Source organism: Streptomyces sp. NPDC054975 (genome assembly GCF_053609105.1).
In genome coordinates, this window is record NZ_JBSGWV010000001.1 from 1 (window position 1) to 18,398 (window position 18,398).

Here is an 18,398-nt window from a genome sequence, read left to right on the forward strand (position 1 = left end):
ACGCGTCGTGTGTGTCGGTTTTGTTGATGAGCGCGGCGTGGGGGTTGGGGCCGGGGCCACGTCCTGGCGGGCCTAATCTCCTCGGCCGGCCGTTCCCCGGCCATGGGGGGGGGCTCGGCCTCCTGGCGGACGCGCCCTGCCCCACTTGGGCGCGTCTCACCCCCTTTGCGGAGTGTTCGATCCCTTTGTCCCCTGCTTCCCGCCATAGTGCGGGGCATGACGCACACCCCCTCCCCCAGGCGCCGGCGCGCCCGCACGGCCGCCCGCACGGCTCTCCTCTGCGCCGCCCTCCTCGGCCTCACGGCCCCGACCACCATCGCTACGCCCGCGTTCGGCGAGGGCCCCGACGGCCGTGGTGGACGCGACTGTGTGCGGACCGAGCGCCCGCAGGACCCGCGGGCCCGCCAGGTCCTGGACATCACCCGCAAGGCCAAGAACGACCTCCGTCTCAACTCCGTGGAAGTGCGGGTCACCGTCGACGGGAAGGAGGTCGTCACCGACGCGCTCGGCGAGTCCATGACCGGTGTCCCGGCCGAGCCCGACATGCACTTCCGCGCCGGTTCCGTGGCCTTCGCCCACATCGCCACGGGTCTGCTGAAGCTGGTCGAGGAGGGGAAGGTCCGGCTCGACGACACCGTGGAGCGCTGGCTGCCCGATCTCCCCAAGGCCGACAAGATCACCCTTCGGATGCTGGCCACCAACACCACGGGTCTGCACGACTACGTGACCGACCCGGCGTTCGGGGCCGAGCTGGAGGCCCACCCGTTCCGCCACTGGACCCCGCAGGACCTGCTCGCGTACCCGCTGCGCCACTCCTTCTGGTACGAGCCGGGGACCAACTGGAGCTACTCCCACGCCAACTACCTGCTGCTCTCCCGCGCCCTTGAGAAGATCACAGGGGCCGGGATCGACACCTTCATGAAGGAGCGGGTCTGGAAGCCCCTGGGCCTGCGTGACACGCAGAGCAACCTCACCCCGAAGATCCCGCGCCCGGTCCTGCACGCCTTCACCTCCGACCGTGGCCTGTACGAGGAGTCCACCTTCTGGAACCCGTCCTGGACCACGGCGCCCGGCGCGGTCATCACCACCGACGTCTGCGACCTGGCCCGCTCGGCGGAGGCGATCGGCAGCGGCGAACTGCTCTCGCCCCGCTCCTACCGCACCCTGCTCAACCCGGGCACGGTCGGCCTCGGCCACGCGACCGACACCTGCCCCGCCACGATCTGTCTGCAGCAGACGGAGGCCGCGCACTTCGGCCTCGGCGTGCTCGTGGTCAACGGATGGGTGGTGCAGAACCCGTCGTTCTCGGGGTACGCGGCGATCCAGGCGTACCTTCCCTCGAAGCGGCTGGCCATCGCGGTCTCCACGACCAAGACCGCTACCACCCCGGACGGCAACACGGCCGAGGACGTGGCCGAGCGCATCGCGGCGAAGCTCGCACCGGGCACTCCCCTGACGCTCGACTGACGACCGGGTCCCGGCGGAGCGGGGTCCGGGGCCTGGTAGGACCCGCCGAACCGCCGGGGCGGAATTCCGGTGGATCCGGTCACGACGGCGTTCGCCTGCCGGAGGGGCGCTTCAGGCAGCATGGACATCATGAACTCGGAGCTCCCGCCGCCTCATGAGACGCACCTCGCCCATCCGGCCACCCTGCTGCACTCGGCCGACGTCATGAACGCGAAGACGACCCTCCTCGAACTCCTCGCGCGCACGGGAGTACCCACGGACGAGGCCGGGCAGCTCGTCGCGCTCGTCGAGGCGGGCGCGCTCGCGGAGGCGTACGGCGAGGTCGTCGACGCCGGGGCCGGTGTCCCGGCGGGGCAGGGGCAGCGCTACGTCTCCGGGTGGCAGGACGGTACCCGCACGGTCGGCGACGCCCTCCTGGGCATCGCCGACCGCGCCGTACGCGAGGCCCTCGGCCCGGAGGCGCCCGTCCCCGACACCGCGTACGTCCACCCCCCGGTCGGCGGGGTGGACGTGGAGCGGGCGAAGGTCGCGGTGACCCCGCTCTACCTCACCTTCACCCACCTCTCGGACCTCGACCCCGAGGTGTCGGACGACGTCCTCGTCGCCGTCCTCGGCACGATGAGCACCGCCGAGCGGGCCGGATACGCGGGCCGTCTCGACGAGTTCGCCGAGGACCGGCGCGCACGGCTGGCCCGGCTGTACGCGGAGTACGGTCCCGGCAGCGACGTCTCCATCCACGGCCGGTACTCCCTCCTCCACTCCCCCAGCAGCGTCGCCGTGCTCGAACGACTCGTCGCGGCACCGGCCGCGCTGCGGGAGGAGTGGGACCGCGTGGAGCTGCCTCCGGTCTGGCTGGAGGGGCTCGCGAAGGCCTGGGACCTGCAGCCGGGTGAGTGACCAGCGGCGGCCAGGTCGTGTCCGGCCCTGACCCGCCGGACACGACCTAGTTCGCGTAGGTCTCGAACTCGGCGACCTTCGGCGTGCCCGTCGAGCCGGTGATCTCGAAGGTGACCTTCTTGAGCGAGGTCCGCGGGAAGGTGATGACACCCGCACCGTTGCCGGAGGTCAGGACCGCGCCTGTGTCGCCGTTGAGCACCCTCCAGGAGCCGATGGCGCCGCTGGAGCCGGCCGCCTCACGGATGTTCACCTTGGACACCGCGGTGGCGGAGCCCCACTTGATCGAGACGGAACCGGTCGCACCGGCCGGTGACCAGTGGGTGGAGAGGTCGCCGTCGCGCACATGGCCGTAGCTCGTGCCGTCAGCCTTGCTGGAGCCGTCGGAACCGGCCCCGATGCTGAGGTTGGTCCCGGTGGACTGGGTCGGTGCGGGGGTGGTGGGCGCCGGCGTGGTCGGCTGAGGTGTCGTCGGCTGAGGGGTGGTGGGGGCCGGTGTCTGCGGGGTGCAGCTGCCGTCGGAGACCCGCAGGCCCTTGCCGGCGCCCGCCGTCCCGCTCACGACGGCCGGTACGCAACCGGCGTTGTCGAGGCTGTAGGAGTAGGGGATGGAGACCGTGGTGTTGGACTGCGGGTCCGGTCCGGCGGGGTTGTTGTCGGTGCCCGGGCTCGACCAGGTCACGTTGTCGAAGGTGTTGCCGCCGACCTGCCAGTATCCGGCCGCGTCGGTGTAGAAGGTGCCGAGGACGTCCTTGGAGTCCTCGAAGTAGTTGTTGTCCACCTTGGCGCGGGCGCCGGCCCGGGAGTTGATGCCGGACTCGTTGAGCCTCACGTAGTGGTTGTTGTACATATGGGCGACGCCGCCCCGCAGCAGGGGTGCGCGCGAGTCGATGTTCTCGTACAGGTTGTGGTGGTACGTGATGAAGCTGTTCGAGAGGTCGCTCTCACTGGACCCCACGAGGCCACCGCGGCCGGAGTTGCGCAGGGTGCTGTAGGAGAGCGTCACGTACTGCGTGTTGTCCTTCATGTCGAAGAGCCCGTCGAACCCTTCCGACTCCCCGCCCGACGCCTCCAGGCTGACGTGATCGACCCATACGTTGCGGACGCCGCTCTCCATGCCGATGGCGTCACCACCGTTGGAGACGGGCGAGCCCGACTTCTTGACGTTCCGGACGGTCACGTTCTGGATGATGATGTTCCGGGATTCGCGTATGTGGATGCCTAGTTGATCGAAGACGGCTCCGCCGCCGACGCCGACGATCGTGACGTTGCTGATCTGCTTGAGCTCGATCACGCCGTCGGCGGTGTTGCAGGAGGTGCCCGACACCTTGGTGGTGTTGCCGTGGTTGATGGTGCCCTCGACCTCGATGGTGAGGGGGGTGCTGCTGCTGGCCCGGCCGCACAGGGCCGCGTGGATCGCGGTCCCCGTGGTGGCCCGCACCGTCTGCCCACCCGCTCCGCCGGTGGTCCCGCCGTTCTGGGTCGCGTAGCCGGTGACGCCGCCGGTCGCCGCCGATGCCGAGGGCATCGAAAGGACCGCGCCGGCCGCGGCCGCGAGGGCCGTCGTGGCCAGCGCCGCGCTGAGTCGCCGTGCGCCTGGTCGCCTCATTCTCGTCTCCCTGTTCGTCTTCGACTTGCGTGCGAATGCCGGGTGATCTGCTGCGTCCGGCCTGCGTCGGCCTGCGCCCGCAAAGAGGGGAAAGCGCTTTCCGTCGGCGACGATAGGGGTCGTCAGTTCCGCTGGCAAGGTTCTGTACGGTGACGAAAATTCAGGTACTTGAACGCTCGGAGGCTCTGGAGGTCAGGGACCGTCCTCGGCGGAGAAACGGACGCAGGAGGCGACGACGACGAAGGGCCACACCGACTGCATGCAGGTCACGAGGCGTTCGGCGGCGCCCGGAGCGCCCTGGCGGTGGGTCTCGATCAGGAACCACAGGGCCCCGAGCCCCATCAGGGCGGTCGCGGTGAGCGCCGGCACGGGCCGCAGGCCCCAGGGGGCGTTTCGGCCATGGTGAGCGGCCAGGACCGGCCACAGGGCCAGGAGGGCGAAGCCGGCCGCGGCGACCGAGCCGTGGCGCAGGGACCCTCCACTGCTGGGGGTCGGCAGCAGGGCCACCGCCACGGCCGCCGCTCCCCCGGCGGCCAGCGCGACGCGCCCGGCGCGCGCCGCCGGGCGGAGCGCCCAGGCGGTGAGCAGATGGCAGATGCCCAGCGCGAACAGCGCACCGGTCATCACCCAGTACCCCTCGGCCCCGTAGGCGGCCAGGACGCTGATCGTCTGGGTGGCGGGATCGTAGCCGGACCCTTGCAGCCGGGCCGCGATCACCCAGCCCCCGGCCAGCAGGAGGGGGGCGCATCCCGAGGAGAGCAGGGCCCACCGTGGAACAGGTCGCATCGGCCCACCGTAAGCCGATCGGCGGCCGCCACCGGGCGGACGCGGACGGGCCGGAGTCCGAATGGGTGGTCCGACGCCTCGGGGAGAGCCCCCGGCCACGAGGGGTCAAGCAGTCACGTTTCTGTGGAACCAGCCGTGGAACTCCGCGGCTTCGGCGGCCGCCGGGCGCAGTTCGGCACGTTCCAGCGCCTTCTCCGCCTCGGCCCGCCAGGTCTCCGCGTCCGCGCGCGGCGGAGGCACGTACGGGCCGCGCTCCGGCGCGTCGGCGGCGGCGCCGAAGAAGTCGCCGCCCTTGCGCCTGACGTCGTCCGTTCCCCACGCGCGCCCGGGGCCGTTCCGGTCCACCTTCCGCAGGTGCGGGATGTGCTTGGCGCAGTGGATGTACGCCTCCTCGACGGTGACCTCCACCCACGCCTGGGCGCGTCGGCCCGGCACGGGGTCGACGGGGAGCCCGGCATGGGCGCGGCGCATGGCGTCGTCCGGCACGATCCGGGCCCGGCCGTTGACGTGGAGGCCGATGCGGTCGCGCAGGAAGTCCATCATGAGGAGGCCGACGTGGGGGTTCTCCTCGATGTTGCCGAGGCTGGCGTGCACGCCGTTGCCCCGGTACTCGGGGTACGCGAGGGTGCGGTCGTCCAGGACGTGGAGGAAGCCGGGCGGTCCTGCCCGGAAGGTGTTGTCGCACTCCCCGTGCCGGTCGGCGGTGGCCAGGAAGAACATCTCCTGGCGGGCCACGAACTCCCGCATGCGCGTGTTGAGCCGGTCGAGGACCTGCTCGTCGTAGAACTTGTCGGCGCGCTCGGCGGTCCCCATGCGTTGCTGGATCTGGTGTTCGCCGTCGCTGCCCGGGCGGGTGGTGCGTACCGGCGTCCTGGAGTGCTTCGGCTGCCGGTACCCGGTCTGTTCGAAAGTGCTCAATTCCGTGCCCCGACCAGTTCCTCGATGGAGTCGTGCCGTATGCGGTGGGTGGGGATGCCGATGCCGACGAGCGTGTCGACACCGCACCGGATCATGGCGGGCGGGCCCGAGAGATAGGCGTCGTAGGTGTGCCACGGGCCGTACTGGCAGACCGCGTCGGGGAGTTGCCCGCACATCTGCCCTTCGAGGCCGTCGTCGACGACCGGGCGGACCGAGAGCCACGGGTGCGACTGCTGCAGCCGGAGCATCGTGTCGATGTCGTACAGGTCGTGGTCACGTCTCGCCCCGTAGAACACCTGGACGGAGCGCCGGCGGCCGTGCTGGGCCACGTCCTCGACCAAGGCCTTGATGGGGGCTATGCCGGTGCCGCCGCCGAGGCAGAGCAGCCCGTTGTCGGTGGTGTGGTCCACGGTCATGGAGCCCGTGGGTGCGCCGAGGCGGATCACATGGCCCGGGCGGGCCCGGTGCACAAGGGCGTTGGAGACCCAGCCCGCGGGAACGGCCTTGACGTGGAAGGAGAGCAGGCCGTCGGAGCGGGGCGCGGAGGCGAAGGAGTAGTGCCGCCAGACGCGCGGCCACCAGGGTGTTTCCACGGCGGTGTACTGCCCGGCGAGGAACGGGTAGGGCTGGTCGGGGCGGACCGTCACGACCGCGATGTCCGAGGTGCGCATCTCGTGGGCGACCACCTCGGCCTGCCACCAGGCGGGGGCGCGCAGTTCGTCCTCGGCCGCCGCGTCGATCATGATCTGGGAGATCGCCGTGTAGGCGGCGACCCAGGCCGCTTCGGTCCGTGGTCCCCAGCTGCGCGGCGCGTAGCGGGAGAGGGCGCCGAGGAGGCATTCGCCGACGGCCGGATAGTGCTCGGGCAGGGTGCCGTACTTCCGGTGCCCCCGACCGAGGCCGGAGAGGTACGCGGTGAGGGTGTCGGCGTCGTCGACATGGGTCGCGGCGGTGAGCAGCGCGGAGAAGAGGCGGTCGCGCTGGGTGTCCATCGCGGCGGGGAACAGGGCGCGCAGGTCCGGGTGCTTGAGGAAGAGCAGGGCGTAGAAGTGCCCGGTGACGGTGTGGGCGATCGGCTCGATCTCGGCGAGCGTCCGGCGCAGCAGCGCGGCGTCCGAGGTGTCCTCGGGCGGTGCGGGGGCCGTACGGCCTGGTGCGCCGACCGGCACGCCGCCGACCGTTCCTCCCGGTGCGTGGCCAGGCGTGCGGTCCGTCGCGCCTCCCGGCGGGCGGCCGGGCGTGTCGCCCGGTGCGTGGCCAGGCGTGCCGCTCGGTGCGGGGCCCGGTGCGCCGGCGGACGTGCCGCTCGGTGCGGGGCCCGGTGCGCCGGCGGACGTGCTGCCCGGTGCGGGGCCAGGCGTGCCGCTCGGTGCGCCGCCGGAGGTGCCGCCCGGGCTTCGTCCGAACCAGCCGCCGTCCCGGCCTATGCCGCCTGAGCTCTCGTTGTCGGCCGATGTGGGGGTCGGACCATCCATCGGTTTGCCTCGCCTCGAACGTCTTTCGGTCGGTCTTCGCGCGTGGGGTCCGAGTGTGCCCCGATTTTCCTCTCCCTTTCGGAATTCCTGGTAAACACCCCCGTCCCTTCGAAGTTCTGCGCTATGTCGCACTCGACAAGGGCACGGGTGTGCGAACGCGCTCGACCATACCCCGGGGGCCGGATTCCATAAAGGGACTCCTCGGCCCCTCGCCGCCTTGGCGAGATACCCGTGGCCTGCAATGCTCCACGGAAATCCTCACAGAATGTTCGTCGCGCCTTCACTTCTCGCGAGTCGCTGCCACAGGAACGTGTGCATCAGGGCGTTGTTGTGCGCGGCCTGTTCGTTGTCGCTGGCGCCCGCGTGGCCACCACCGGTGTTCTCGTGCAGCAGCACCCGGTGCCCGAGCTCGCGCAGCCGTGCGGCCGTCTTGCGGGCGTGGCCCGGGTGGACGCGGTCGTCACGGGTGGAGGTCATCAGCAGGACCGGCGGGTAGACGCGGTCCGCGGCGAGCTGGTGGTACGGGGAGAGCGCACGGAGGTGGGGCAGGTCGGCCTCGTCGTCCGGGTCGCCGTACTCGGCGATCCACGACGCCCCCGCGAGGAGCCGGTGGAAGCGGGTCATGTCGAGCAGCGGCACCTGGGCGACGATCGCGCCGAAGAGCTCGGGGTGGCGGGTGAGCATCGCGCCCATGAGCAGGCCGCCGTTGCTGCCTCCGGCAGCTCCGAGCATCGACGGGGTGGTGATCCCGCGCGCGACGAGGTCCTCGGCGACGGCCGCAAAGTCCTCGAACGCGCGTGGCCGGTTCGCCCCGAGCGCGGCCTGGTGCCAGTCCGGGCCGTACTCCCCGCCGCCCCGGATGTTCGCGATCACGTACGTCCCGCCCCGCTCCAGCCAGGCACGGCCGCGCACCGATCCGTAGCCGGGCGTGAGGGAGACCTCGAAGCCGCCGTACCCGTAGAGGAGCGTGGGCCCGGGGACCTTGGGGTCGCGGTCCGGACCGACGACGAAGTACGGCACCCGGGTGCCGTCCCGGGAGGTGGCGAAGAACTGGTCCACCGCGAGCCCGGCCGTCTCGAAGCGGGCCGGGGCCTGCTTGAGGATCTCGGTGTCCCCGCCGATGGTCCCCCGGTAGAGGGTGGAGGGCTGCAGGAACCCGGAGACGTCCAGGAAGTACTCGTCGGAGACGTCGGGGTCGGTGTCCACGACGGTGACGGCGGACAGCGGCGGTACGTCGGTGAGCGGCCGGCGCGTCCAGCCGCCGCCTCCCGTGCCGGGCGTGAGGATCTCGATCCGGGTGCTGACGTCGCGCATCGTCTCCAGGAGGAGGTGGTGGCGGGTCCACGCGTGCCCGGCGAGGGCGGTCCGCTCGTCCGGGGTGAAGAGCACCTCGGGGGTACGGTCACCGGCCAGGAAGGCCTCGAAGTCGAAGGCGAGCAGGGAGCCGGCCCGCTGCCCGAGCCAGTCGGACTTCAGGGTGACGATCAGGTACTGGCGGTGGGCGTACGCCCGCGCGTCGTCGGGGACGTCGATCTTCACGAGTCCCCCGTCGGCGGCCAGGAGGTACGTCTCGCCGCGGTAGAAGTCGCGTGCGCGGCCGACGAAGTCCCGCTCGAAACCAGGGGTGGTGTCGCGCGCGCCCCAGGCCGACACGTCCCCCGGCTCGGCCTCGAAGACCACGGGGGCGGACTCCAGGGGGGTGCCCCGGCGCCATCTGCGGACCGTACGGGGGTAGCCCGAGTCGGTCAGCGATCCCGGCCCGAGGTCCGTGCCGACGAAGACGGTGTCGGCGTCGATCCACCCGATCCGTGTCTTCGCCTCCGCCACCGTGAAGCCGCCCTCGACGAAGGCCCGGGTGGTGAGGTCGAACTCGCGGACCTCGACGGCGTCACCGCCGTCGCGCGAGAGGCACACCAGGGCGAGGTCGTCCTCGGGACGGCGCACCCGGGCTCCGGCCCACACCCACTTCTCGCCCTCGGCGGCGGCGAGCGCGTCGACGTCGAGGAGGACCTCCCACTCCGGGTCGTCCTTGCGGTACCGCTCCAGCGTCGTGCGCCGCCAGAGCCCCCGTACGTGTGTGGCGTCCCGCCAGTAGTTGTAGAGGAACGCGCCGCGGCGGGTGGTGTAAGGAATGCGGTCCGACGCGTCCAGCGCCTCCCGCAGCCGTTCCTTGAGGGCGGCGAAGCCGTCGTCGGAGGCCAGCTCGGCCGCGGTCTCGGCGTTCCGCTCGGCCACCCACGTCAGGGCGGCCTCGCCCTCGACGTCTTCGAGCCACAGGTACGGGTCGTCATCGGTCATCCCCGCATTGTGCAGGCGTTCGCTCCCTCGCACCTGACGAAAACCTGCACAACGTGAGTGTGTTGACGTCGGCCGCCTTCACGGTTCCTCGACCCGGGCCGTCCGGGGCACGCCCGGCCGGCCCCGATCTGTCCTGTTAGGTTCCCTGCCCGCGCCAGACCCCCGAAATGTGTTACTCGATCCTGCGGAGAAGATGTCGGCGTTCCGTGAATTTGACCGCACGGCCGTTTCCTCAGCGACACAACCGTTCACGTGGCGGCGTCAACAGAATTGGTACGGCCACCCGTTCGCGTGCTTTGATCGGCCCGCTGCGGCCGCAGAAACGGATTCCCCCCAACGAATGAAGGGTGCGCAATATGCGTCACGACCTTGAGACCGCTGAGATCTCCGACGCCGACCTGGACGCCGTGTCCGGCGGTCTCGTCTCCGTCTCCGGCGGCCTCGCCGGCGCTGCCACCAGCGACGTCACCGGCGTGCTCGGCACCGTCGGTTCGCTCCAGACGGTCCAGGGTGTCCAGGCCATCGCCTCCGGCGTCCCCGGCCTGGCGCAGGGCCTCACCGGCGTCTCGGTGAACGCCTCCGGCATCACCGGTCTCGCCGGCCTCTGAGCCGAATGCCGCCCACAAACCCCGGAACCTTCCCCGGTTCCGGGGTTTGTGGGCGCACTCCCCGGCACCCCCGTGCCCGCCCCATCCGAATGCAGTCGAGGGAATAGTCCGTGCAGTTCCGCCAGAAGGCGCTTTCCAAGCTGCAATCGCCCGAAGAACTCGACGTACCCGTGCGATTCGCCCGCCCGCCGGGGCGTCTCGTGCTCGCCGTGACCGTCGTCGTCATGGCCGTCGCCGGCTACTGGGCCCTCACCGGCACGGTGGCGTCCAAGCTGAGCGCGCCCGGCGTCCTCACCCACGCCGAAGGTAGTTACCTCCTGCAGAGCCCGGTCGCAGGACAGGTCACCGACGTCCTCGTCGAGGAGGGCCGGCCCGTCTCTCCCGGCGCGCCGGTGCTGACCGTCCGTACCGACCAGGGCGACCGGCCCGTGCGCGCGGTGGCCGGCGGGCGGGTGACCACGCTCTTCGCACGGACGGGACAGGTCGTCACCACCGGGGCGGACGTGGCGACCGTGGAGCGCGTGACCGACCAGGACGCCCCCCTGGTCGCCGTCCTGTACCTGCCGGGCGAGAGCGCCGCGACCATCCGGGTGGGCGCCGCGGTCGACGTCGGCGTCCAGTCCGCCCCGCGCGACCGTTTCGGCGTCCTGCGGGGCCACGTCAAGGCGGTGAGCCGGACACCGCAGACGCGCGAGCAGATCGGCTCCTTCCTCGGCGACGGCGGGCTGGCCGCGCAGTTCGCCCAGCAGGGCAATCCGGTCGCGGTCCTGGTCACCCTCGACCGCTCCGCCGCGACCGCCTCCGGCTACGCCTGGTCCTCCACCGACGGACCGCCGCACGCAATCGACTCCGGTACGCCCGTCACGGGCGCCGTCCACCTCTCCGCCCAGCGGCCCGTCGACTGGCTGCTGCCGTGAGCGCGCCGCCGCAGTCCCCGCAGGGCCGTTCGCGGTCCCGGTCCGCAGGCCGGGCCTCGGCGCGCCGACTGTCGCCCGCGCGGCGCCGTCGCGCACCGGTGCCCACGGGCCGCCGCACCCGGACCGTGCGTACGCCGACCGTGCTCCAGATGGAGGCCGTCGAGTGCGGCGCGGCCGCCCTGGCGATGGTCCTCGGCCACTTCGGCCGCTTCGTCGCGCTGGAGGAGCTGCGCATCGCCTGCGGCGTCTCGCGCGACGGGTCCCGGGCGAGCAACCTCCTGAAGGCGGCGCGCGGTTACGGCCTCCAGGCCAAGGGCATGCAGATGGATCTGGCCGCCCTCGCCGAGGTGGCCGCCCCGGCCGTCCTGTTCTGGGAGTTCAACCACTACGTCGTCTACGACGGCATGGGGCGCCGCTTCGGCCGCAGGGGCGTGTACGTCAACGACCCCGGCAAGGGGCGCCGGTTCGTGCCCATGGAGGAGTTCGACACGAGCTTCACCGGGATCGTGCTCACCTTCGAGCCCGGCCCGGGGTTCCGGCCCGGCGGGCGCAGGCCAGGCGTCATGGGCGGCCTGTCGGCCCGCCTGCGCGGCACCTCCGGCACCATGGCCGCCGCCGTCGTCGCCAGCCTGCTCCTGGTGGTCGTGGGCGCGTGGGTGCCCGCGCTGAGCCGTACGTACATCGACATGTTCCTCATCGGGAACCAGACCTCGCTGCTCGGCGTGCTCTTCGCGGCGATGGCGACCACCCTCGTCCTCACCGCGACGCTCACCGCGCTGCAGCAGGCCAATCTGCTGCGCGGCAGGATCATCTCCTCCACGCTCGGCAGCGCCCGCTTCCTGCGGCATCTGCTCAGACTCCCCCTCACGTTCTACGCCCAGCGCAATCCGGCCGACCTCGTCCAGCGGCTGCAGTCCAACGACGCGGTCGCCGAGACCCTCGCCCGTGACCTGGCCGCGGCCGGCGTCGACGCCGTCGTGGTGCTGCTCTACGCCGTGCTGCTGTGGACGTACGATCCCCAACTCACCGTCGTCGGCGTGGCTGTGGCGCTGCTCAACGTGGTGGCCATGCGGATCGTGCTCCATCTGCGGGCGACCGGCACGCAGAAGCTGCGCGCCGAGAACGCCCGGCTGACCAACACCGCGTACAGCGGCCTTCAGCTGATCGAGACGATGAAGGCCACCGGCGGCGAGAACGGCTTCTTCCGCCGCTGGGCCGGGCAGCACGCGACGACGCTCGACGTCCAGCAGCGGCTCGGCGTGCCCAGCGCCTGGCTGGCGGTCGTCGCGCCCACACTGGCCGCGCTCAACAGCGCGCTGATCCTGATGATCGGCGGCCTGCGGGCGGTGGAGGGCCATCTCACGGTCGGCCTCCTCGTCGCCTTCCAGGCCCTGGTGACCAGCTTCACCGCGCCGATCACCCGCCTCAACGGCGTGGCCGGCCGTATCCAGGACTTCGCGGCCGACGTCGCCCGCCTCAAGGACGTCGAGAACTTCCCCGTCGACCCGGTGTACACCCGGCGCGAGCCACCGGCCAGGACCCGCCGGCTGAAGGGCCATGTGGAGCTGGACGGCATCACCTTCGGCTACAGCCCGCTGGACGCCCCGCTGCTCACGGGCTTCTCGCTCGCGGTCGGTCCCGGGCAGCAGGTGGCGCTCGTCGGCGGCTCCGGAAGCGGCAAGTCGACCGTCTCCCGGCTGATCTCGGGCCTGTACGCCCCGTGGGAGGGCGCCGTCCGGATCGACGGCATGCGCCTGGAGGACATCCCGCGCGGGGCGCTCGCCGCCTCCGTCTCCTTCGTCGACCAGGACGTCTTCCTCTTCGAGGGCACGGTCCGCGACAACATCGCGCTGTGGGACCCCTCGGTTCCGGACGAGGCCGTCGTCGCCGCTCTGCAGGACGCGGCGGTGTACGACGTGGTGGCCCGGCGGCCCGGGGGCATCCACAGCCGCGTGGAGCAGGACGGCCGCAACTTCTCCGGCGGTCAGCGCCAGCGTCTGGAGATCGCCCGGGCGCTCGTGCGCCGCCCCAGCGTCATGGTCCTCGACGAGGTGACCAGCGCCCTGGACGCGGCGACCGAGCAGGTCATCATCGACAACCTGCGGCGCCGGGGCTGCGCCTGCGTGGTCATCGCCCACCGGCTGAGCACGGTGCGGGACAGCGACGAGATCCTCGTGCTCGACCGGGGCACGGTCGTGGAGCGCGGCCGGCACGCCCAGCTGGTCGCCGCCGGAGGCGCGTACGCCGAACTCGTCAAGGAGCACTGAGGTGACGTTCCCTCACCAGCCCACAGCCACGGTGGATCCCGTCGTCGCGGCCCTCGGCGGGCTCGGCACGGTGGTCGACTGCACCGGTCTGTCCAGCGTCTCCCTCGAAGGCCCGCACGTGCTGTGGCTCGTCGTCGACGGCGCCGTGGACCTGTTCGCCGTGGACGCCGCCCAGCTCGGCCCCTGGCACTTCCTGGGCCGCCTGGAGGCGGGCACCCTGCTGCTCGGCCCGGTGGACGGGCCCGAGCACACGCTCATCGGGCGCCCGCTGGAAGGGTGTCTGCTGCGCCGCGTGGAGCTGCGCGAACTCCAGCCGTACGCAGGCCAGCCGTACGGCGGGCAGGCCTACGAGGGCCAGGCGCAGGGCGGCCAGTGGTACGGCGGGCAGTGGTACGCCGACCAGGACGCGTACGGGGTCGTCGAGCCGCAGCTGAGCCCGCTGGAGCACGCCTTCGCGCTGGGCATCGGGCGCGGCCTGCGGGTGCTGTACCAGGCGCCGTTGGACGGTCGCGCGGGCAGCGAGCCCGGCGGTGCGGACGAGGACGTCCTGTGGATGCAGCTCGCCCCCGGCAGCGTGCTCTACGGGGCGGCGTACGACGGGTACGGGGACGACGCCGCCGGCACCCTCCTCGTCGACCCGGTGATGTGGCAGGGCATGGTCGACCAGCAGTACCGGCTGCTGTACGCCCTGGACAGCTGGATCGAGCAGCTGGAGCGCGCCCACGAGGACCGTACGGCGGCCGGGATCGAGGCCGGCCGGGCCGCCCGTACGCAGGCGGACCAGGCGCTGCTGGCCTCCATCGGCAGGCCGGGGACATCAGGCGCCGCAAGGACCTCGGGCGCCTCGGGGGCGGCCTCCCGCGGCCGCGCGAGCGACGACGCGACGTACGCCGTCTGCCGGCTGGTCGCCGAGGAGGCGCGGATCACGCTGGCCGGTGCGGCGGAGGCGAGCGGCCTTCCCGGCCGTCTCGACCCCGTCGAACGCATCGCGCTCGCCTCGCGGATCCGCACCCGGACCGTCCGGCTCGACGGCCGCTGGTGGCGGGAGTACAGCGGGCCGCTGGTGGGGCGGCGTGAGGCGGACGAGGCCCCGGTCGCGCTGCTGTGGCGGCGTGGCCGGTACGAGGCCGTCGACCCCGCGACCGGCGCGCGCGAGCGGGTCGGGAAGGCCACCGCGTCCTCCATCTCGCCGCGCGCCGTGATGCTCTACCGTCCGCTGCCCGACCGGCCGCTCGGCCTGCTGCCGCTGCTCCGCTTCAGCGTGCGGGGCACCCGCGCCGAGCTCCGTACGCTGCTGCTCTCCGGTCTGGTGGCGGTCGGCCTGGGAGCCCTGGTGCCCATCGCCACGGGCAAGGTGCTCGGCGAGTACGTGCCCCGGGGCGAGACCGGGCTCATCGTGCAGACGGCCCTCGCGATCCTCGCGACCGCCGTCGTCTCGGCCTCCTTCATGCTGCTGCAGAACGTGGCCATCCTGCGCCTGGAGGGCCGGATCGAGGCCACCCTCCAGCCCGCCGTCTGGGACCGGCTCCTGCGCCTGCCGACCCGCTTCTTCGCGGGCCGCTCCACCGGGGAACTGGCCAGTGCGGCCATGGGTATCAGCGCCATCCGCAGGGTGCTGTCCGGCACCGGCCCGGTGGTCGTGCAGGCCGGCACCGTCGGCACGATGAACCTGGTCCTGCTGCTGGTGTACAGCGTGCCCCTGGCTCTGGCGGCGCTCGCCATGCTCGGGGTGATCGCGGCGGTGTTCCTGGGCCTGGGACTGTGGCAGCTGCGGTACCAGCGGCGGCTGGTCCGGCTCGGCAACAAGCTGAACAACCAGGCGTTCCAGACCCTGCGCGGGCTGCCGAAGCTACGGGTCGCGGCGGCGGAGAGCTTCGCGTACGCGGCCTGGGCGGGCGAGTTCGCCCGGACCCGGGAGCTCCAGCAGCGCGTGGGGCGGATCACGAACATCCTCACCGTGCTCGGCGCGGTCTGTCTGCCGCTCTGCACGCTCGTGATGTTCATGCTGCTGGCGGGCCCGGCCCGGGGGTCGATGTCCGCCAGTGAGTTCCTGACGTTCAGCACCGCCGTGACGATGCTGCTGTCGTCGGTCACCCAGCTGACCGGCGCGCTGCTGTCGGCCGCCGCCGTGCAGCCGATGTTCGAACAGGTCCGGCCGGTGTTCCGGGAGACGCCCGAGGTGCGGGGCTCCAGCGCCCAGCCGGGCGAGCTGAGCGGGGCGATCGAGGCCGAGAACCTGTCCTTCCGCTACACCGACGACGGCCCCCTGGTCCTCGACGGTGTGGACTTTCGGGTGCGTCCGGGCGAGTTCGTGGCGGTCGTCGGCGCGAGCGGCTGCGGCAAGTCGACGCTGCTTCGGCTGCTCATCGGTTTCGACCGGCCGTCGTCCGGGAGCGTGCGCTACGACGGTCAGGACCTGGCGGCGCTCGACCAGGCGGCCGTCCGCAGGCAGTGCGGTGTCGTGCTGCAGAACGCGCAGCCGTTCTCCGGCACGATCCTCGACTGCATCTGCGGCGCCGAGACGTTCCCGCTCGAGGACGCGTGGGCGGCGGCCGCGATGGCGGGCCTGGCCGAGGACATCAAGGCCATGCCGATGGGGATGCACACCATGCTGTCCGACGGCGGCGGCACGATCTCGGGTGGGCAGCGGCAGCGGCTGATGATCGCCCAGGCGCTGATCCGCAGGCCCCGGATCCTCTTCTTCGACGAAGCGACGAGCGCACTGGACAACGAGGCGCAGCGGGTGGTGATCGAGTCGACCCGGGCCCTGAACGCCACCCGGGTCGTGATCGCCCACCGGCTGTCCACGATCATGGACGCGGACCGGGTGATCGCGATGGCGGACGGCAAGATCGTCCAGCAGGGGTCACCGGCCGAGCTGCTCGCGGACACGAACGGCCTCTTCCACGAACTGGTCCGCCGTCAGCTGCGCTGATCCTGATCGTGTACCGGATCCGGCTCCCGTAGGCCACGGGCCAGGTAGAGGCCGGTGGCCGCGGCGAGCAAGGTCACACAACCGGTGAAGATCAGCCCGGCGGCGTCCAGGCCAAGCCACATCGCCAACGCGCCGACGCCCACGACCGGCAGGGAGATGCCCGTGTAGGCGACGACGAAGAACGAGGAGACCGTCGCCGCCCGGTGCGCGGGCGGGGCCGCCTCGCCGACGGCGGTCAGCCCGGCACGGAAGGCGAGCCCCTGGCCGATCCCGCCGCAGACCGCGCCGGCGACCAGGAGCGGCAGCGCCTCCGCCCACAGGGACGCTCCGACGAGGAGGAGGCCGAGCACAAGGATCAGGCAGCCGAGCGGCAGGGCGACGCGCCCGGGCATCCGGGCCGTCCACGACTGGCCCACGGTCGAGGCGAGGAAGACCGAGAAGACGACGATGCCCGAGACGGCGTGGTTGGTGATGTCGAGGGTCTGCGCGACGAAGCTCGGTGCCACGGCGGTGAACAGGCCGAGCAGGGAGAACCCGGCGAAGGCGGCCAGCGCGGAGGGCGTGAAGACGCCTCGGACCTCCGGCGGTACGTACAGCCCCTGCGGCCTCGGCCGGGTCCGCAGACGGGGGTGCTCGACGGTCTCCGGCAGGAGCGCCACGATCACGCAGGCCACCGCGACGAGCCCGAGGTGGGCGAGGAAGGGCAGCTCCAACGGTTTCGGGGCGTACTCGGCGAGGAGTCCGGCGAGCAGCGGCCCGCAGCCGAGACCGCCCATGTTGGCGGCGGTCGCGGCGAAGCTCGCGCGGGACTTCCGTTCCGGCGGTGCCAGTTCGAGCACGGTGACCGTACCGGCCCCGCTCAGCAGCCCGGCCGAGAAACCCGAAAGCAGCCGGCCGGCGAACAGCAGCGGCAGTCCGCCCTCGAAGAGGAAGCAGAGCGCGCTGGCGGCGGCCAGACCCAGCGCCACCCACAGGATCGGGCGGCGCCCCACCCGGTCCGAGTGGTTGCCCACGAGCAGGAGGGTGGCGATGACGCCGACGGCGTAGCTGGCGAAGATGACCGTCACCATCAGCTCGGAGAAGCCCAGCTCCTCGCGGTACAGCCCGTACAGCGGTGTGGGTAGCGTCGTGCCGGCCATGCCGATGGCGAAGACGACGGCGGCCGCGAGGTATCCGAGGCGCCCCCGGCGACGGGTGGTGCTCCGGGTGGTCGGAGCGGACGCGCCGGTCATGTCGCCGCCTCGCTCCGGGCCAGCGCGAACACGCCGGCGACCACGAGAGCGACGCCGAGCAGCTCCGGCACCAGCCACCAGCCGGCCCGCACGTGCTCCTCGTAGAGCACCACTCCGAGCATCAGGCTGACCGTGGCGTCGCCGAGGGTCAGCGCCGGCTGCGAGGCGACCAGCGGTCCGCCCTGCATGGCGTGTTCGAGCAGCAGGAGGGCCGCGATCCCGGCGACGCAGAAGGCGTACGTCTGCCAGGCCGTCAGGAAGGCGGGCACTCCGCCCTCGTCGAGGATGTGCATGGAGGTCTTCATCAGGGCGGCGGTGAGCGCGTAGCAGATGGCGGTGGCGGCGCCGAGGCACCCGGCGCGGGCGCGGCCGTTCGGCCGACGCAAACCGGCCACCGCCAGGGCGACGACGACGGCCGCGGAGACGGCGAGCGTGGGCAGCCAGCGGTCCAGGGCCACATGCGTCCGGTTTCCGTCCGGGGAGGCCGCCACGAGCGCGAGACCGAGCCCCGCCACGACGCCCGCCACGGCGACCCACAACGCCCCGGGCAGCCGTTGCCGCGCGATCAGTGAGGCGATCAGCAACGCGAGCGGCAGTTCGAGGACGAACAGCGGCTGGACGAGGGAGAGAGGGCCGGTCGCCAGGGCCGCCGCCTGCCCGACCCCGGCGACGATCACGGCGAGGATGCCTGCGAGCCATAGCGGGCGCCGCAGCAGATCGAGGATCAGGCCGGGCCGGAAGGAGTCGGTCTGACGGACGGTGAGCGCGGCACGGCGCTGCAGCACGGTGGCGAGCGCGTTGCTGAACGCGGCGCACACGGCGAAGAGGACCGGCAGGACGACACTCACCTCCCGATGGTCACCGGCGCCGGTGGACGGCCGGGCGACGACACCGGCGCGGGCGCGCGGTTCACCCGGTACGCCCCCCTCCTGCCGCCGGTCGGCCGAATACCGGGCCGCGCGCGTGGCCCGCCGGGCCCGTGGTGGTACGTC

The 18,398-nt window shown here is 72.2% G+C and carries 13 protein-coding genes; 6 read left to right on the forward strand and 7 right to left on the reverse strand.

Annotated elements, in window-relative coordinates:
- The first annotated feature begins 216 nt into the window (after positions 1 to 216).
- Positions 217 to 1,467, forward strand: coding sequence for a serine hydrolase domain-containing protein (locus ACWF79_RS00005; RefSeq protein WP_453725726.1), 1,251 nt, complete (start codon positions 217 to 219; stop codon positions 1,465 to 1,467).
- A gap of 129 nt (positions 1,468 to 1,596) precedes the next feature.
- Positions 1,597 to 2,364 carry a hypothetical protein gene (locus ACWF79_RS00010; RefSeq protein WP_453725727.1) on the forward strand — a complete coding sequence of 256 codons (768 nt, stop codon included), beginning with the start codon at positions 1,597 to 1,599 and terminating at the stop codon, positions 2,362 to 2,364.
- A 46-nt stretch (positions 2,365 to 2,410) separates the two neighbouring features.
- Here the strand turns inward: ACWF79_RS00010 and ACWF79_RS00015 are convergent, their stop codons facing one another.
- The 5 genes from ACWF79_RS00015 to ACWF79_RS00035 all read right to left on the reverse strand — a co-directional run bounded on the left by ACWF79_RS00015 (position 2,411) and on the right by ACWF79_RS00035 (position 9,447).
- Positions 2,411 to 3,970, reverse strand: a complete 1,560-nt coding sequence (locus ACWF79_RS00015; RefSeq protein ID WP_453725728.1) for a pectate lyase family protein — start codon at positions 3,968 to 3,970, stop codon at positions 2,411 to 2,413.
- 192 nt (positions 3,971 to 4,162) lie between these two features.
- Positions 4,163 to 4,756: a DUF998 domain-containing protein gene (locus ACWF79_RS00020; RefSeq protein ID WP_453725729.1), complete on the reverse strand. Its 594-nt coding sequence runs from the start codon at positions 4,754 to 4,756 to the stop codon at positions 4,163 to 4,165.
- A gap of 105 nt (positions 4,757 to 4,861) precedes the next feature.
- Positions 4,862 to 5,674, reverse strand: coding sequence for a pyridoxamine 5'-phosphate oxidase family protein (locus ACWF79_RS00025; RefSeq protein WP_453725730.1), 813 nt, complete (start codon positions 5,672 to 5,674; stop codon positions 4,862 to 4,864).
- Positions 5,671 to 7,149, reverse strand: coding sequence for a globin domain-containing protein (locus tag ACWF79_RS00030; protein ID WP_453725731.1), 1,479 nt, complete (start codon positions 7,147 to 7,149; stop codon positions 5,671 to 5,673). The genes ACWF79_RS00025 and ACWF79_RS00030 overlap by 4 nt, the downstream gene beginning before the upstream one ends.
- Positions 7,150 to 7,407: 258 nt before the next feature.
- Positions 7,408 to 9,447: a prolyl oligopeptidase family serine peptidase gene (locus ACWF79_RS00035; protein WP_453725732.1), complete on the reverse strand. Its 2,040-nt coding sequence runs from the start codon at positions 9,445 to 9,447 to the stop codon at positions 7,408 to 7,410.
- A gap of 356 nt (positions 9,448 to 9,803) precedes the next feature.
- Between ACWF79_RS00035 and ACWF79_RS00040 the strand changes: the two genes are divergently transcribed.
- The 4 genes from ACWF79_RS00040 (at position 9,804) to ACWF79_RS00055 (ending at position 16,174) form a co-directional block, all read left to right on the forward strand.
- Positions 9,804 to 10,055 carry a hypothetical protein gene (locus tag ACWF79_RS00040; RefSeq protein ID WP_453725733.1) on the forward strand — a complete coding sequence of 84 codons (252 nt, stop codon included), beginning with the start codon at positions 9,804 to 9,806 and terminating at the stop codon, positions 10,053 to 10,055.
- A 110-nt stretch (positions 10,056 to 10,165) separates the two neighbouring features.
- Complete coding sequence (locus tag ACWF79_RS00045) at positions 10,166 to 10,972, forward strand: HlyD family efflux transporter periplasmic adaptor subunit (RefSeq protein ID WP_453725734.1); 807 nt, start codon at positions 10,166 to 10,168, stop codon at positions 10,970 to 10,972.
- The gene (locus tag ACWF79_RS00050; RefSeq protein WP_453725735.1) at positions 10,969 to 13,239 is read left to right on the forward strand and encodes an NHLP family bacteriocin export ABC transporter peptidase/permease/ATPase subunit; all 2,271 of its coding nucleotides are present in this window, start codon (positions 10,969 to 10,971) and stop codon (positions 13,237 to 13,239) included. Before ACWF79_RS00045 ends, ACWF79_RS00050 begins: the two co-directional genes overlap by 4 nt.
- Position 13,240: 1 nt before the next feature.
- On the forward strand, positions 13,241 to 16,174 hold the full coding sequence (locus tag ACWF79_RS00055) for an NHLP bacteriocin export ABC transporter permease/ATPase subunit (protein WP_453725736.1): 2,934 nt from the start codon (positions 13,241 to 13,243) through the stop codon (positions 16,172 to 16,174).
- Here the strand turns inward: ACWF79_RS00055 and ACWF79_RS00060 are convergent.
- Both ACWF79_RS00060 and ACWF79_RS00065 read right to left on the reverse strand, forming a co-directional pair.
- The gene (locus ACWF79_RS00060) at positions 16,162 to 17,406 is read right to left on the reverse strand and encodes an MFS transporter (RefSeq protein ID WP_453725737.1); all 1,245 of its coding nucleotides are present in this window, start codon (positions 17,404 to 17,406) and stop codon (positions 16,162 to 16,164) included. The two genes, ACWF79_RS00055 and ACWF79_RS00060, sit on opposite strands and share 13 nt — an antisense overlap.
- Positions 17,403 to 18,254, reverse strand: coding sequence for a DMT family transporter (locus ACWF79_RS00065; RefSeq protein ID WP_453726154.1), 852 nt, complete (start codon positions 18,252 to 18,254; stop codon positions 17,403 to 17,405). Before ACWF79_RS00065 ends, ACWF79_RS00060 begins: the two co-directional genes overlap by 4 nt.
- Positions 18,255 to 18,398 lie beyond the last annotated feature (144 nt).